The organism is Cohnella suwonensis (assembly GCF_042655365.1).
Classification (GTDB): Bacteria; Bacillota; Bacilli; order Paenibacillales; family Paenibacillaceae; genus Cohnella; species Cohnella suwonensis.
In genome coordinates this window covers 85191-101475 of the sequence record NZ_JBHSMH010000090.1, presented here as the reverse complement: position 1 = coordinate 101475, position 16285 = coordinate 85191, and the positions used below count along the sequence as shown (strand labels likewise).

The 16285-nt window shown below is 52.2% G+C and carries 14 protein-coding genes, 2 pseudogenes and 1 other annotated feature (1 of these 17 running past the window's edge); of the genes and pseudogenes, 5 read left to right on the top strand and 11 right to left on the bottom strand.

What is annotated here, in order from left to right; all coding sequences use genetic code 11:
* Positions 1-76: 76 nt before the first annotated feature.
* From ACFPPD_RS20940 to uxuA, 6 genes and pseudogenes are all read right to left on the bottom strand, one after another.
* Positions 77-1699 (bottom strand): response regulator, encoded by a 1623-nt coding sequence (locus tag ACFPPD_RS20940; protein WP_209746167.1) that lies wholly within the window; start codon positions 1697-1699, stop codon positions 77-79.
* On the bottom strand, positions 1696-3417 hold the full coding sequence (locus ACFPPD_RS20935; RefSeq protein ID WP_209746165.1) for a cache domain-containing sensor histidine kinase: 1722 nt from the start codon (positions 3415-3417) through the stop codon (positions 1696-1698). Before ACFPPD_RS20935 ends, ACFPPD_RS20940 begins: the two co-directional genes overlap by 4 nt.
* Positions 3418-3569: 152 nt before the next feature.
* Positions 3570-4135: pseudogene (locus ACFPPD_RS20930) on the bottom strand (pentapeptide repeat-containing protein).
* A gap of 312 nt (positions 4136-4447) precedes the next feature.
* Entirely contained in the window at positions 4448-5245 is a 798-nt protein-coding gene (locus ACFPPD_RS20925) for a DUF2935 domain-containing protein (protein ID WP_209746162.1), read from the bottom strand.
* Positions 5246-5341: 96 nt separating this feature from the next.
* Positions 5342-6190, bottom strand: coding sequence for an SDR family oxidoreductase (locus ACFPPD_RS20920; RefSeq protein WP_209746161.1), 849 nt, complete (start codon positions 6188-6190; stop codon positions 5342-5344).
* Positions 6190-7275 carry a mannonate dehydratase gene (gene uxuA, locus ACFPPD_RS20915; RefSeq protein ID WP_209746158.1) on the bottom strand — a complete coding sequence of 362 codons (1086 nt, stop codon included), beginning with the start codon at positions 7273-7275 and terminating at the stop codon, positions 6190-6192. Before uxuA ends, ACFPPD_RS20920 begins: the two co-directional genes overlap by 1 nt.
* A 74-nt stretch (positions 7276-7349) precedes the next feature.
* Here uxuA and ACFPPD_RS20910 point away from each other — a divergent pair, with 74 nt between their 5' ends.
* Positions 7350-8258 carry an AraC family transcriptional regulator gene (locus ACFPPD_RS20910; protein ID WP_209746155.1) on the top strand — a complete coding sequence of 303 codons (909 nt, stop codon included), beginning with the start codon at positions 7350-7352 and terminating at the stop codon, positions 8256-8258.
* A 237-nt stretch (positions 8259-8495) separates the two neighbouring features.
* Entirely contained in the window at positions 8496-8855 is a 360-nt protein-coding gene (locus tag ACFPPD_RS20905) for a hypothetical protein (RefSeq protein ID WP_209746153.1), read from the top strand.
* A 56-nt stretch (positions 8856-8911) separates the two neighbouring features.
* On the opposite strand, the gene ACFPPD_RS20900 is transcribed toward ACFPPD_RS20905, so the two are convergent.
* Together ACFPPD_RS20900 and ACFPPD_RS20895 are read right to left on the bottom strand one after the other, a co-directional pair.
* A complete protein-coding gene (locus tag ACFPPD_RS20900) occupies positions 8912-9754 on the bottom strand; it encodes a GNAT family N-acetyltransferase (protein ID WP_209746151.1) in 843 nt (280 codons plus the stop codon).
* 27 nt (positions 9755-9781) lie between these two features.
* Positions 9782-11260, bottom strand: a complete 1479-nt coding sequence (locus tag ACFPPD_RS20895; RefSeq protein ID WP_209746150.1) for an Lsa family ABC-F type ribosomal protection protein — start codon at positions 11258-11260, stop codon at positions 9782-9784.
* A gap of 331 nt (positions 11261-11591) precedes the next feature.
* On the opposite strand from ACFPPD_RS20895, the pseudogene ACFPPD_RS20890 reads away from it, so the two are divergent.
* Positions 11592-11840, top strand: a pseudogene (locus tag ACFPPD_RS20890) (TetR family transcriptional regulator C-terminal domain-containing protein); the annotation flags it as partial.
* Positions 11779-13461: a ribonuclease J gene (locus tag ACFPPD_RS20885; protein ID WP_378083166.1), complete on the top strand. Its 1683-nt coding sequence runs from the start codon at positions 11779-11781 to the stop codon at positions 13459-13461. The pseudogene ACFPPD_RS20890 and the gene ACFPPD_RS20885, both read left to right, overlap by 62 nt.
* Positions 13462-13520: 59 nt before the next feature.
* Here ACFPPD_RS20885 and ACFPPD_RS20880 read toward each other — a convergent pair whose 3' ends face one another.
* Both ACFPPD_RS20880 and ACFPPD_RS20875 read right to left on the bottom strand, forming a co-directional pair.
* Complete coding sequence (locus tag ACFPPD_RS20880; protein WP_209746149.1) at positions 13521-13988, bottom strand: SRPBCC family protein; 468 nt, start codon at positions 13986-13988, stop codon at positions 13521-13523.
* Between the two features lie 16 nt (positions 13989-14004).
* Positions 14005-14352: an ArsR/SmtB family transcription factor gene (locus ACFPPD_RS20875; protein WP_209746147.1), complete on the bottom strand. Its 348-nt coding sequence runs from the start codon at positions 14350-14352 to the stop codon at positions 14005-14007.
* Between the two features lie 106 nt (positions 14353-14458).
* Here ACFPPD_RS20875 and ACFPPD_RS20870 point away from each other — a divergent pair, with 106 nt between their 5' ends.
* Positions 14459-14971 (top strand): DUF2238 domain-containing protein, encoded by a 513-nt coding sequence (locus tag ACFPPD_RS20870; RefSeq protein ID WP_209746145.1) that lies wholly within the window; start codon positions 14459-14461, stop codon positions 14969-14971.
* 51 nt (positions 14972-15022) lie between these two features.
* Here ACFPPD_RS20870 and asd read toward each other — a convergent pair whose 3' ends face one another.
* Positions 15023-16108 (bottom strand): aspartate-semialdehyde dehydrogenase, encoded by a 1086-nt coding sequence (gene asd / locus ACFPPD_RS20865; RefSeq protein ID WP_209746142.1) that lies wholly within the window; start codon positions 16106-16108, stop codon positions 15023-15025.
* 118 nt (positions 16109-16226) lie between these two features.
* Positions 16227-16285 (bottom strand) — a binding site (T-box leader) (it continues 198 nt past the right edge of the window).

Sequence of the window (16285 nt, the reverse complement as noted above, 5' to 3'; positions counted from 1 at the left end):
ATTTGATTACGTCTTCATTGTAGTTTGGGAACTATTTCTCCGTAATGATTGAAAATTCACTCGTTTGTGGAGAATATTAAGCTTGATCGTCTTTGTTCGACTTATTTTGCCGATATTGGGTCGGTTGAGTCCCGGTGTGCTTACGGAATACTTGACTGAAATAACGTTGATCCGAATACCCGACCATTTCCGCTACTTCGTATGTTTTTAAGTTGCTATTCGCCAGTAGCCGCTTGGCGTGCTCCATTCGCAAATCGGTCACGTACTCCATGAAGCTCACGTCCGTCATGTTCTTAAACAAGGAACAGAAATAGTTTTTGTTCAAGTAAAAGCGTTCGGCGGCTTGATCGAGCGAAACGGTTTTATAATTTTCATCGATGTATTTCTTTATGGCATCGATTAACGGTTTGCCGCTTTTGCTTTTCATGGCATCCGCATTACGAGCCATGAAAAGCTCTGTCCATTTCAACAGTAACTCCTTCGTATAGGGAATGCGTACGGCCTGAACGGAAGCCTTCACTTCGTTCAGAAGGATTCGCATGTCTTCATTCATCGGATAAGGATCGATTTTACGAACGAGATCCGACATCGCTTGTTTCCACTCGGACACGCTTGTCCCCTCGATCGTCTTCTCGTGAAACGCTTGTTCGATCTTCGCGATCAATTTATCGTTATCCCGTAATGATCCCGTCTCAGCCAACAGATCGAATAGGAGACCGATATCGCTCCACAGCATCTCCATCGTGGATGTGCCTTTGGGTATGGACGCCGAAAGAGGGTCGTGGAAAGCGATTTTCAGATCCCCCGCGATCTTCAGCGACTCCAGCGCGATCTGCGACTCGGAGTAGGCCGCCGCCAACTTCGAGATCCGTTGCTTGCAGGTACTCACGCCGATGACCGAACGCATTTTGAGACCTTCGTCAAGCAATCGCTGTAGCTTGCTAAGCATCGGCTCCATCAAATTGGCTTTTTTATCGGATAAGGATTTGATCAATACAAATTCATTCGATTGACGCAAGTTCCGAAAGACGAGCGATGATGACCTCGATATCTCCCGCATGATGTTGCGCGCGGCAAAATAGAACGCCGTGCGATCCCCTTCGTAACGGGCTTGCATTTGCTCTTCGAAATCGAGGAATCGCACGGCGATCGCCGCATATCCGTTCTCGGGCAATCGCAACATAAGGCGCTCCGCTTGCACCACGATTTCGTTCTCGTCCGTGAGGGAAGCGCCGATCGCCTGCGTGAGGAACTCGTCTTGCTTTAAGGTCAGCCCTTCTCCGAGCACTGCCTTTTCGTTGATACGATCGGATTGCGAAAGGGTATCCCGACGGATCTGATCGACGGCTTTCCCGAGAGCCACGAGCAGTTCCGACTCCTGAATCGGCTTCAAGAGGTAATCGTAAGCACCGAGCAAAAAAGCGGACCGGGAATATTCGAACTCGCCGTATCCGCTGAGCACGATCACTTTGGCGGCGTTCCCCGATTTCTCCAGCCAAGACATGAAACCAAGACCGTCCAATAGAGGCATTTTCAAATCCGTCAGAATCAAATTAGGTCTGTACGTCTCCGTTAACTTCTTGGCATCCTCGCCGTTGTAAGCATGCCCGACCACTTCCCAGCCTAGCTCTTCCCATGGAATTAACGTCATTAATTGTTCATGAACGGCGGATTCGTCGTCAACGATTAAGACTCTCATCGAAGTTCCTCCTTCCCGATCGGCAGCCGGTAGACGACGCACGTGCCTCGTCCTTTACGGCTTTTGATTTGAATGCCGTAGTCCTCTCCGCATATCAACCGAATGCGGGAATGGACATTGTAGAGTCCGATCGAACCTTCTTCCTTGTCTTCGACCATGCGTCCGTGACGAAGCAAATGGTCGATCGCATCCATTTCCGACTCGTCTAGCCCGGTGCCGTTGTCCAGAACGCTCAAATACATGCACGGCTCGGAAGGCCGAATCCGCACCGATATTTTAAGCAATTTGCGATTGCCGGGACTTGGGATTAATCCGTGCTCGACCGCGTTTTCCACGATCGGTTGAAGGATCAGCTTCGGAATCATGAAATCCGTTGCTCCGGGATCCATATCCAATCTGAATTTAATCGTATTGGGGAAGCGCTTGTTAATGATCACGAGATAGTTGCGGATATGCATCACTTCGTCCCTCATCTTCACCCATTCATTCTGAATGTTCATGTTGTAGCGATACATATTGCTTAGGGCTTGGCAAATGAGCTTCAGATCGGGGACTCTGTTCACTTCGGCGATGCCGGCCATCATTTGCAGCGTATTAAACAGGAAGTGCGGCGAGATTTGCGCCTGCAACGCTTTGATCTGGGTTTCTTGATTGATCAAGCGTAATTTCAAGTCGTGCTCGATCAGCTGTTGGACCGTTTCCGCCATCCGATTAAACTGGTTGCCCAAATAACCGATCTCGTCCTTCGTACGGACATCGACGCGGGCGTCGTAGTCGCCGATATTGATGCGGGCCATATTTCGATGCATATGGATGATCGGTTTCGTGATGCTGAAGCTGAGCGCCAAGGAGATACCTAATGCCAGCAATCCGGCGGCGGCAATAACGATGAAAGCGATACGTCTGTAGAAAATTTGTTCCGGATCGATTTGATATTCGTAATCCAAAGTCCAGAGCGCATGCTTGACGTCCGTTTGAATCGAGACGGTCCGTCCGTCTCGGAGTCCGGTTTCGAACTTCTCCCCCGTCTTTGCCGAGTCGGTTCCATATACGATCGTCCCGTTGGTATCCAACAAATAAATTTGTCCATGATAGAACGTGTTGTAGGTCTCGACCAATCGTCTGAATGCCTGTTCTTGAATATCGATCACCAATAAGCCTACAGGTTCGCCTCGGTAACGGACGGGATACATAAATTGAAATACCGGCTCGTGATAGGGACTCCGATAAGTGACCTTCATGAGAGGTTGCTGTCCGTTAGCGGACATCTCCTCATGCAAGGAACGCAAATAGGTCGGTTCCAGTCGCGGATACACGCTCGGGAAGAAGTTGCCTAACGTTTCTTCTTCGTTTAGTCGAATTAAATACATTCCCAAAATGTTCTTCACGCGGGATTGGTTATACACGCTCAGGAAAAATTCTTGTATGTCCCGATACGTATCGTAGGTTCGGCTGTCCGAAAGAAACTCTTTGCCCAAAGCGATGCTTTCGATCAAATCCGGGTTCGAATAAATCTGGTAAGCGGTTTCACTAAGGGAGACGGAGAAATCCTCGATTTGACCTTTCAGATCTTGTTTGATCCGGTTACCCGCGAATTGTTGGTCTTTGTCGATTTGTCGGTCGACTTGATACAAAATAATGCCGGACGTAATGGCGAGCGGCAGAGCCGTAGTCAGTAACAAAGCGAAAAAGATTTTCATGCGTATGCGTTTGAACATGGCTTGACCTCGTTGTTAGGGGGTAATGGTTCTATTCTATTCAATCATGATACAACAACAAGGCTTATTATTTGGAGGAATGTTTAAAATATTCAGGTTTGGCGTATGGAGCAAACAAAAAACCCGCTTTCGCGGGTCTTGCGTTCAATCCCTTAATCCACTTTCGCGCCATGAGATAACGCAAACAATACGGCTTGCTCTCTATCCATTCTCAACCCTGCGAGAGTCAACGTCTTAAAATCAACGCCCTCCATCTTAGCCCCTCTGACATCGGCGCCCTGTAACTTCGCTTTCGCCAATAAAGCCATCGTCAAATCGCAATCTCTTAGATCGGCTTTGTCCAGATTGGCTCCCGACAAGTCGGCCTCATGCCATTTGATTCCGCGTAAGTCCTGTTTCGCCAATCGGGCATGTCTCAGATTCGTATACGACCAATCGCCCTGAATCATGGTGATCCCGTCCATATTGGCGCCGGTAAATCCGAACCCGTCATTTTGCAATGATCGAATTTCGAAACGAAAAGATTCGCTCCGGTAAAATTACAATTGTCGAACGCGGACTCTTTATGAACGGATCCGTTTAACGAGGCTCCGCGAAAATCGCACTCAATGAAACGGCACTTCCCGGTAACAATCTCCTCCAAGGAGCCGTTAGAAAACGAACAACGGGTAAATGTGCAGCTGATAAGTTCGCCGTACCGCAAAGTCAAGAACTTTATTTTTCTTGTCGCGAAAAAAAAACGCCACCCCCGAAGAGATGTCGTTTCATTCCGTTAAACCGAAAAGAAGGAGCCCATTACAGGCTCCCGCTTCCGACGGTGATTGATTGTTGAGTCTCAGACCTCACACTTCGCGACTATGGAATCACTTGGGTAACTCTTGTGTTCAGAATGACTCTGCGGCACAACCCCTCGCTTCCCAGGCTAAGTGATTAGATAAGCTCCTCTTGCAGTCCTTGCACCTATCGGCCCAATGGAACAGCACCTCACTTACACCGTCTTGCTTATTTTGCGAAAATCGCGCGGAATTATTCAAGCCTGTATTCTCGGCTTGTCCGCTTGGCATTTCGGATTCGACACCAATTCGAGTTGAGCGAGTTTCGTCAAATAATAACATTCTTCTCTCATCATATGGTCGGGCAACAGTGGACTGATTTTATCTAATATCTCCGCGGTTAATTCCATTTCCTCCAGCTCGTTCAAGAACGCGACGAATAGTTTCATTTCGATGTCGACTTCCTTGTGCAGCCTTCGGAAAGCAGGGAATTCCTTGAGGTTTGTTCTCATATAACCCGCCATTTCGATGCTTTTCATATATAATTGTTGAAAGTGCGCTTCGAATTGTTCGCATCTCTTGATCCAAGGCTTCTCGACCGTATCCAAATCGCTTGCGATCGCCGCCGCATGACCCGCCGCATCGGGCAACCACAGAAAATCATGATGCAAAGCATCGAATACCGGTACGGGCTTCCCCGCGACCAGATCGGTCAATATACGAAGATACTCTTCCAGCTCGTTTACCATATGATTGAGAAACGTAGGCGTAAAACCAATCATTATTTTACCGAAAAGCGCCCTGCTCAGCATGTCCAGCTTAAACGCTCTGAACTTTACCGTCAGTTCGTAAGCTTGTTTGGTAAGAGGACTGATCTCCGCATCCGGCTTAGCCTTTCGCGCTTGTTCAAGCAATTGGTCGAATGATTGAATATAATAAGCCGCCATCGGGATATCCTGTTTTTCGACCGGAGACAACGCATTAAAAATAAATCTCGCATGATCCCCCAATATCTGCAGCCAAAAGCGGTGTTCATATAACGCGGATTGTGCCAAGCGCGGATCCCTCCCAAAGTATAATGCCGCTATCGGAAGGTATGCCGGTATTTGATAAATAATAACCGAACGACGCTCGCGGGTTCGTTCCGATAACTATACGCCTGAATAGGCCATGAATCCTCCGTCGACCGGCACGGTCACGCCGGTCACGAAGCCCGACGCTTCGGGGTCCGTCAACCACAATAACGTACCGAGAAGATCTTCGGGAACGCCGAACCGGCGCATCGGCGTATGGGCGATGATCTTGGCGGATCGCTCGGTCAACGTTCCGTCCTCGTTCGTCAGCAGCCTGCGGTTCTGATCCGTCAGGAAGAATCCCGGAGCGATGGCGTTAACGCGGATGCCGGCTTCGGCCATATGTACCGCGAGCCACTGGGTGAAATTGTCGACTGCCGCTTTGGCCGCGCTATATGCGGGTACCTTCGTCATCGGACTCGGCGCGCTCATCGAGGAAATATTGACGACCGTCGCGCCTTTCTTGCCGATCATACGTTTCGCGAACGCTTGAGTCGGAATCAACGTACCTAGAAAGTTAAGATTCAAGACGGACGAGAACCCGTCGACGGTCAGATCGAAGAACGTCTTAACGCCCGGCAAGGCCAAATCCTCCGCTCGGAAGATTTCCTTCGTCGTGATGCCGTCCGGATGATTGCCTCCGGCGCCGTTAATGAGAATATCGCATGCTCCGTAGACTTTCGCGACGACCTCTTCGGCTCTTGCGACGCTCGCTACGTCGAGCACGTCGCAAGCGACGGCGATCGCTTCCCCTCCCGCTCGCCGGATTTCTTCGGCGATTCCCTCGCCTTTGTCCGCGGTTCGGTTCAGAATCGCGACCTTGACGCCTCTGGCGGCCAATTCCTTAGCCATTGCCGAACAGAGTACGCCGCTCCCTCCCGTGATGACCGCGACCTTTCCATTGAAGCTTTCATGACGCATGCCCATTACCGAACGCTCCCCGTTCCCGATTGCATAGTTCGTTCCAAGGAATCCCATATGCCCCACAGATACATAATGCCAAGAGCGCGATCGTACAAGCCGTATCCGGGCCTGCAGGTCTCGTCCCAGATGTGCCGGCCGTGATCCGGCCTGGCGTATCCCGTAAATCCGTTCTCGTGATAGGCTTGGACGATATCGCATAGATCGACGGTGCCGTCGCCTGCGCGATGCGACGTCTCGATGAAGTCGCCGTTCCCGTATACTCTCACGTTGCGAAGATGGGCGAACGGAATGCGGGACGCGAATTCCCTTACCATCCCGGCGATATCGTTCGCCGGGTTCGCACCGAGCGATCCGCTGCACAGCGTCACGCCGTTCGAAGGGCTATCGACCATGTCCAGTATCTCCCGGATATCGTCGCGGTTCTTGACGATGCGCGGCAAGCCGAAGATTGAATACGGCGGATCGTCAGGGTGGATGGCCATCTTGATATCGTGCAGTTCGGCAACCGGAACGATCTGCTTCAGGAAGTACGCGAGATTTTGCCGCAGATCGGCTTCCGTGACGCCCTTGTAGGCATGGAACAGCTCGGATAATCTCCCCAATCGTTCGGGTTCCCATCCCGGCATCGTGAAATCGGGGTTATTCGCGATTTTACGGACCAATTCCATCGGGTCCATGTTATCGATTTTGCTCTTCTCGAGAAACAACGCCGTAGAGCCGTCTTCGAGCTCCCGGTACAGATCGGTACGAACCCAATCGAACACCGGCATGAAGTTGTAACAGATCGTTTTGACGCCGACCGTTGCCAACTTCTCGATCGTCCTCTTATAATTTTCAATATAGCCGTCTCTGGATGGCAAGCCGAGCTTAATATCCTCGTGGATGTTCACGCTTTCGACGACTTCGAGGTGAAGACCATAGCGTTGCGAGACCTGTCGGTAAGCTTCGATTTTGTCCATCGGCCATTCCTCGCCGGCAGGCACGTCATGGAGCGCCCAGACGATGCCTTCGACGCCCGGAATCTGCTTGATCTGCTTCAAGGTGACGGTATCGTTGCCTTCTCCGTACCATCGGAATACCATTTTCATGTTCGCGTCCTCCAAGTCCGTTCCTACGAATTATCGTTCAAGCAATCGTCCCGAGAGACAAAAGGAGCTGCATCGTGTCCTACATCGAGCATTTCGACCTCGCCGAAGTCCCTCTATATTTCGCCTATAGACGAACCAGCCAAGATCGCGAGCAGTTCCAAGGAACATTCCACGCGCATCAAGGCGTCGAAATTCTGCTCGTTCATGAAGGCCAAGGGACTTTGATCTTGAATCGGCACCAATACGAAGTGAAGACCGGCATGATCTGCGTATTCCAACCTTACCAATTACATCAAGTACGAATGGATATGGATCCAAGTCGCCCTTTCGTTCGCTCCATCGTCCATTTCGAACCCGCGACGTACGAACATTACTTTGACAAATGGCCGACGCTTCTGGGCTTCTTCCATTACTTGAGCAAAGGAAAGCTCCCTTCGCCCTGTCGGTACGAACAGTTCGAGTTGGATCGATTAACGAGCGATCTCGTCTCCTTGCAAGAGAAGTCCGCTCCTATGCCCCGAGAGCAAATCTTAGAGGAGCACTCTCTCTTCCTCGTCGCCTTCCTTCGCGCCTTCAAGTCCCTATGGGAAGCGCGTCATCGCAAGTCCGGGTCGATTGAGATTCGCAAGCCCCATCAGGCGGAACGAATGATGGAATGGCTGGAAACGCGTTACGCCGAACCGTTAAGTCTAGACGCGATGAGCAAGGATCTGCACCTCTCCCCTCATCACCTCTCGCATCTGTTCAAGGAATGCACGGGCAGCAGCATTTCGGATTACTTAACCGTCAAAAGAATGCAGCACGCGGTACATCTCCTCGCTTCGAGCGACCATTCCGTGGCCCGGATCGGCGAAGAGGTCGGACTATCGAATTGCTCGCATTTCTGCAAGCAGTTCAAGAAGCATTTCGGATTGACTCCCTACCGGTTTCGCAAGCAATCGCCGATGCTTGTCCCGGACGTCGCTTCCGCGGACGGCGGTTAGACCGAACCGGCGGAATCGCATCGGAAACATCTTAACAGGAGCATCGCTTCCGATGTGTACAGATGTTGCGCAATAATGCCGCTCAAATGCGAATAAACTGCCGAACACTCCAAGAAACCGCCTCCTATTAGGGAAGCGGTTCTTCGTCTTTCGTTTTTCGAAGCCTTCGGCCAATCGTCCAAGCTTGTCCCCTACGCGCGGAATATGCTGTCGTATCATCCAACTGGAGGTGTCGCCATGCTTCAATTAAATGGTATTGTCGGCGGGAACGCGCCGATCTCGTTAGGAGCAGGAAGGAGCGTCGACGTGCAAACGATCGTCATCGACGTGCCTAACCGGAAGAAATTGGTGTTAAAAAGATTGAATTTCCTGTTGTCTAACGACGCGTTTGTGTTTAAGGTAGAAGCTTTGCCTTCTACCGGTACGTTCACCGTTAGAGGCGGATCGGCCGATTTGACGCCGAATAAAGTGTTATTCAACAATACGACAGGCTCGGAAGTACGAATTTTTCTTAACATCTCCGTCCGCAATAGCGCTCGGAATACCCGTACCTTGGACCGGCAATCCTGCTGGCTTCTCAAGCTTGCGCGCGTTTGATGAACAATTCCGCTTTGCTAAAAAACCCGCGAAGTTCGCGGGTTTTATTGCTTCTTTTACCAGCCGAGCTGGGACCGTTCGTTCGAATACCGATAATAATCCTGCGCATGCACGACTTTGAATCCGACGGATTCGTATAACCCCAGCGCATGGTCGTTCTTCGTTTCGACTTCCAAGCGAATCGAATAGCCGGCCGCGCTTTGGTCTTGAATGACTTGGCGCAGCACGTTCCTCCCGATGCCTCTGCCTTGGTGCTCGGGCAAGATCGAGAAGCCGTAGATCCACGCTTGCTCCGCTTCCCGGCTCACGCGTATTTTCCCAACCGTTACGCCGTGCGCTTCGATCATGTACATCGCGGTGTCGCGTTCGCCGTCCAATCGTCTCTCCATCGCGAGCGAATCTTCTTCGTCCAAGCCGAACGCCGTTACGTTTAACCGCACGCGCAATTCGAAATCGGCTGCCGTCGCTTCTCTTAGCCGAATGCCGACCGCTTCTTCGACCGGCCTTCGTTGCCACTCCATCTGATGTTCCGAGAACGCGTATTCGGCGCCCTGCTCTCTAAGGAAAGCTTTAGCCGAAGCGGATCCGGCCGGCGCATTCAACAAGATTTTCATATACCCGTCTTGTCGGACGATCGCCATCGCTTTAAGGAACAAACGTCGGAAGTGTCCTTTCCTTCGCTCGCCCGGTTCCGCCATGCCGCAGACTTCCACCGTGGATCCGAACGGATACAGGCCTAAAAACGCGACGAGTCTATCGTTCTCGTATTGGAAATAATCGAGCCTGTCGGATTCGCGGTTTCTCAACATCTCCCAATTAAGCTTCAGTTGCACATGGTCGTTCGATTCGCATTCTTTTTGCAAGCGTTCGATATCCGTTAATTGTTGTTTGGTTAACATATTGTTCTCCCTTCTGCTGCGGAATCATTATAGTCGTATCGTCTTCGTGGCGATGTTATCGCAAAATTCGCGGTCATGCTCCACGAAAACAATCGTCGGCGAGTATTCGAGCAGCAGCTCTTCGATTTGCATACGGGATATGACATCGATGAAGTTCAGCGGTTCGTCCCATACGAGTAGATGGGCTTTTTCGCACAGGCTTCTCGCGATCAACACTTTCTTCTTCTGGCCGCCGCTGAAAGCCGACATTTCCTTCTCGAATTGTACTCTGGCGAAATCGAGCTTCCTCAATATCGCTTTGAATAGACTTTCGTCTATCCCGTGATCTCTCGCGTAATCCGTCAGGTTGCCATGCAGATGCGAGGTGTCTTGCAAGACGTAGGAAATTTTCAGCTGGCTGCCCGCTCGGAACGTACCCGAATAATCGATCGGCTCGCCGCAGATCAGCTTGATGAGGCTCGATTTGCCGGATCCGTTCCTGCCCGTCAACGCGACTCGGTCGCCTTGCTCGATGGCGAAGCTGACGTCGCGGCACGCGGTTTTGTCGCCGTATCGAACCGACGCGCGATCCAGCTCGACGAGCCGGCTTTTGGGGTACGCAAGCTGCGAAAGCTTTAAGCCGTCGGCGTTTTCGATGTTTTTCAGGAGTTTGGCCTTCTCGTCCAACGCGGATTGCTGCCGATGCTCGATCGCTTTGGAGCGCTTCATCATTTTAGCGGCTTTGCGGCCGACGTAGCCTTTATCGACCTTGGAACCGGAATTTCTCGTGCCGTTCTTCGTTTTCTCCACTTCGTCCGACCAATGGCTCGTTCGCTGAGCCGCATCCGCTAACCTCTTGATGTCTTTCCTCAGCTTATCGTTCTCGGCAAGCTCGAACTGGTCCTGCCTTTGTTTGTTTTCCCACCATGAGGAGAAATTGCCTCTCTGCACTTCTATATCGGCCTTATTGATCGATAAGATGTGATCGACGCAGCGATCGAGGAACGACCTGTCGTGCGAGACGAGAATGAACCCGCTCTTCATGCGGAGATAATCGCCGACGATCGTCCTGGCTTCCATGTCCAGATGGTTAGTCGGTTCGTCGATCAACAGAAAGCTGTTCTCTTTCAGGAACAAGGCGGCCAGCAGCACTTTCGTCCTTTCGCCGTTGGACAACGAATCGAAAGGCCGGTCCAGAACGTCCTCGCTTACCTTGAGCAGGGAAAGCTCCCGCATCAACTCCCAGTGAACGTAGTCGGGATAGATCTCGCGGACGACGTCCAGCGTGTTCGTTGACAGGTCGTCGACGGGAAACGGAAAGTATTCGAAACCGACGCTCGCGGAAATCCGTCCGCCGTGCTCGAACTTGCCTAACAGCAAATTCAGGAAGGTCGTCTTCCCTCTTCCGTTCCTTCCCGTCAGGCCTAACTTCCAATCGGTATCGATCTGAAGGCTGACGTTATCGAAAATGTTATCATAACTGCCCTCGTAGGCGAACGTTAGGTTTGCGATATTGATTAATGACATTAAGCATCCCTCCGGAACGTAAATATAAAAGCCGCAAGAAAGTTACTTTCTCGTGGCTCAAATAAATACGCCCGAATCCAACCCTATGCGTGGGCGGATGAGGAAGATATTCGTCCGAGTGAAAAGAAAGAGTAACTTTCTTGCGCGCGAAGAAACAAACAAGCGAGGTTGTCGCTTAGTTTTTTCCTTCAGGGTCGGCAAGAATAAGTTACTTCATCCTCTTCACTCCAGTCGTTAAATTAACAGCATCTTATCATACCGGGAACAAAATTACGAGCAAGTTTTCGGATCGTCATCGGAAGAGACGATCGATTAAACCAATTTCGTCGACAATCCCCCGTTCGTCGGCGGATGTCCGATGCAGAACACGGCCGTCGAAAGCGACGGCACGCATCCGGCTTTACGAAGTCAAGCGCAACAGAGCCTGCGGGCAACAATTAAAAACGGTAACGGAATAAGCCCCCATCGATTGTTAAATAATACCTCGGTGACTTCAACGTCAAGGGAGGTATTATTTTTTGACCGAAATGAACAATGGATTATCGATTTTCGCGCTTGGCGGCGTCCACGAAATCGGTAAAAACATGTACGTCATCGAATGCGGCGAAGATATCGTCGTCATCGATTGCGGCTCCAAGTTTCCGGACGAGAGCTTGCCCGGCATAGACGTCATTATTCCGGACATCGCCTACTTGCTCGACAACCGCGAACGGGTCAGGGGAATGCTCGTGACGCACGGGCACGAAGACCATATCGGCGGCATTCCCTATATGATCAAGCAACTGAATTTGCCGATCTACGCCACCCGGCTCACTCTAGGCCTCATCAAAGGCAAGCTGAAAGAACACGGTCTGCTCGGCACGACCGTGCTTCATCAAATCGATTCGACGTCCCGTCTGACGTTGGGCGAAATCCCGATCAGCTTCTTCAGCACCAACCACAGCATTCCCGACTGTCTCGGCATCGCGTTCCACACCCCGCATGGGACAATCGTGCATACCGGAGATTTCAAGTTCGACCTCACGCCGGTCAACGACCAATTCGCGGATATCCATAAGATGGCCGAACTCGGGACGAACGGCGTCCTCGCCCTGCTATCCGAGAGCACGAACGCCGAGCGTCCGGGCTTTACGCCGTCGGAACGCGTCGTCGGCGAGCATATTCTCGAAGCGTTCGCCAAGGCGGACGGACAAATCTTCATCACGACTTTCGCTTCCAACGTTCATCGCTTGCAGCAGATCATCGATGCCGCGAGCAAGTTGAACCGCAAATTGATGTTCTTGGGCAGAAGCATGGTGAACGTCGTGGACGTCGCCTCGTCCCTCGGCTATTTAAGCATCCCTCCCAACGCGATCGTCGAGCCGGAGGAGGCGGGCAAATATAAGCCGCACGAGCTCGTCGTCGTCTGCACGGGCAGCCAAGGCGAGCCGATGGCGGCCATCGGCCGCATCGCGAGCGGCAACCATCGGCAAGTGAAAGTGTCGGCTGGAGACACGGTCATCTTCGCTTCGTCTCCGATCCCAGGCAACGAACGCAACGTAGCTCGTATCGTCGATAACCTTTTTGCTAAACAGGCCAAAGTGATTTACGGATCCGGATCTTCGACGGGCATGCACGTATCGGGCCACGGCAGCCAGGAAGAACTGAAATTGATGCTCACGCTCATGAAACCGAAATACTTTATCCCGATCCACGGCGAATATCGCATGCTTCATATGCACCGATTGCTTGCGGAAGCGGTCGGCGTCGAACCGAGCAATATTTTCCTCGTGAACAACGGGGACGTCGTCGACATCGTCGGATCCGAAGCGCTTCTGGAACGCAAGGTTCCAAGCGGAAATACTTACGTGGACGGACTGGGAATCGGAGACGTGGGAAATATCGTCCTGCGCGACAGAAAATTATTGTCCGAGGATGGCATTCTGATCATCGTTCTAACCCTTGGAAAATTCGATGGCAACATCGTCGCCGGGCCGGATATCGTATCGCGGGGATTCGTATTCGTGAAGGAATCGGAAGGGTTAATGGATGAAATCCATCGGATTACGAAATCGGAAGTCGAGCGGCTGCAACTGGACAACCCCAAGCCCCATATCCAATGGAACGCGTACAAACAGTCGATCAAGGAAGCCGTCGGCAAATACCTATACGCGACGACGAAGAGACGTCCGATGATTCTTCCGATCATCATACAGGTATGAAGTCGATGATTCGTAAGACAAAACCCAAGGAAGCAAGCTTCCTTGGGTTATCTATTACCTTAAAGCGTCGCCAACAACTCGCCTAGCCGATCGAGCGTCTGATTGCCGCCTTCGATGGCGCCGTATTCCCTGACGACGTAATCGCGCTCTTCCGCCGACTTGAACAAGCTGCGCATCGTGACCGTCGTACGGTTCCCCTCTACCTCGGCGAACGTTACCGTCGCTTCGAATTGACCCGGGCTATCCTCTTCCCCGTCGCTGACGGCATACGCGAGGCGCTCCGGTTGCGCGATTTCGACAAAAACGATCTGGTTCTCGTAATCGGTCCCGTCCGGTCCATGCATCGCGAATCTCCATACGCCGCCAACCTTGAATTCGAAACGCGTCGTCGTAATCGAGAAACCCGTCGGTCCCCACCATTTCGCCAGATGCTCCGGTATCGACCATACTGCCCAGACGAGCTCCCGCGGAGCGTTAAACGTGCGGTTCAAGACGATCTCGCGATCCTGTACGTTGATTTCTGCCATTCAGTGACTACCTCCGTTATTTCGTTGATCCCTCGTCGGGGTGTTGCTTCCGTTGTTCCTGCAGTTCAAGCAAATACTCTTCCAGCCGATCGAACCTGTCTTCCCAGACGCGTGCAACGACCTTCAGCCATTGTTCCAATTCCGTAAAAGGCTCCCGCCGTAAACGGTAGATCCGCCGGTTCGCTTCCGCTTGCACTTCGACGATTCCGGCTTCCAGCAACACTTTCAGATGCTTGGACGCTTGAGGCTGCCGCATGTCGAGCCGTTCGCCGATTTCTCCGACGGTCATCGGTCCCGATTGCAGCAGCTCGACGATCTGGAAGCGGCTCGGTTCGGCGAGGGCGCCGAATAAGCTAGCGTTCATCCATGAACTCGCCTCCCGCTTTTTTTCTTGACCCCAATATAACACAAAGTGAATATTCCTGTAAAGGAATATTAACCATCTGCCTTCGAGAAGGAAGCGTGCTTACATGCCCTCCCACAATAGAAGTCCTCTATTTCCGGCCCTCTTGCTCATCGGATTCCTGATCGTATTGAGCTGGTCCGTCATCAAGCCGGCCGATTACGGGACATGGTTCGCCGAGGTCACTCCGGCGCTGGTCATCGTCATCGTTCTGGTCGCCACGTACCGGATCAAGGAAGCGTTCCGCTTGAAGCGAAACAACTTCGATCGGTTCGGGCATGCGTTCCAGGGCATTATTCCTGCATTCGGCATCAAGGAACTATTGATTCGCCTTCAGGTCATTCGCAGAAGCAAATGGTTGACGGCCATAGCCGTATCCTTCACGCTTGCCGTTAGTTCCGTCTTCGAAATCGCAGAATTCGCGGCCTATAAGATTATCGGCGGCAACGCTAACGAATTTCTGGGCATGCAAGGCGACCCATTGGACGCGCAATGGGACATGCTGTGGGCGTTAATCGGCGTTGTTGTCGGCCTTTTGCTCCTGGGCAAGCTTCACGACAGGAAAATCAGAGAGCTCTGACCGCAAATGCCAAAGCCCGCGACGGTCGTCGCGGGCTTGAGCCATGTCGATTTATTTCGCTTGGATATAGCCTTCCGCTTTCAGCAGTTCGGCGATCAGGACGGCGCCGCCCGCCGCTCCGCGGAGAGTGTTGTGCGAGAGTCCGACGAATTTGAAGTCGTACAAGGAATCTTCGCGCAATCTGCCCGCCGATACGCCCATGCCGCCTTCGATGTCGCGGTCGAGCTTCGTTTGCGGCCTGTTGTCTTCTTCGAAATACGTAATGAACTGCTTCGGCGCGTTCGGAAGGCCGAGCTCTTGCGGACGTCCGCGATATTGCTTCCAGCGCTCGAGAATTTCTTCTTTCGATGGTTTGTTCTCGAACTTCACGAACACGGTAGCGAGGTGTCCGTCCGTAACGGGTACGCGAATGCACTGCGTCGTAATGTGCGGCGCGCTTGCTTTTACGATTTGGCCGTCTTCGACGGACCCCCAGATGCGCAGCGGCTCCTGTTCGCTTTTCTCTTCCTCGCCGCCGATGTACGGAATAACGTTATCCAGCATATCCGGCCAGTCGGTGAAGTTCTTGCCCGCGCCGGAGATCGCTTGGTACGTCGACGCGACGACCGTCGTCGGCTTGAAGTCGAGGAGCGCGTTCAGCATCGGCACATAGCTTTGAATGGAGCAGTTCGGCTTGACGGCGATGAAGCCGGTAGACGTGCCGAGACGTTTTCTTTGGGCCGCGATTACTTCGAGATGCGACGGATTGACTTCCGGAATGACCATCGGTACGTCCGGCGTCCAGCGGTGGGCCGAATTGTTGGAGATCACGGGTACGCCGGCTTTGGCGTACGCTTCTTCCAGCTCCTGCGTTTCTTTCTTGCCCATGTCGACCGCGCAGAAAACGAAATCGACCGAAGAAGCGACCTCTTCGACTTTGGAAGCGTCTTGGACGACGATCGCCTTCACGCCTTCCGGAATCGGAGTAGCCAATTTCCATCTGCCTTGTACGGATTGTTCGTATGTTTTGCCGGCGGAGCCCGCGCTAGCCGCGATCGCCGTCACCTGAAACCAAGGATGCCCGTTCAACAACTCGACGAACCTCTGTCCGACCATGCCCGTACCGCCAACGATGCCTACTTTCAATTTTTGCGTCATTTTATGCCAATCCTTTCGTAAGGGAGTGTTGGTTGTGCGAGTGAACCTGTTACTCTATTGTATGCGCGAAGTTAACGTCGCCGCGATAACAAAAAAATCCCACCCCCAAGACTGTTGTCTTAGGGACGAGATTATCGCTCGCGGTACCACCCCAGGTTCGCCAACCGGTCGCCCGGT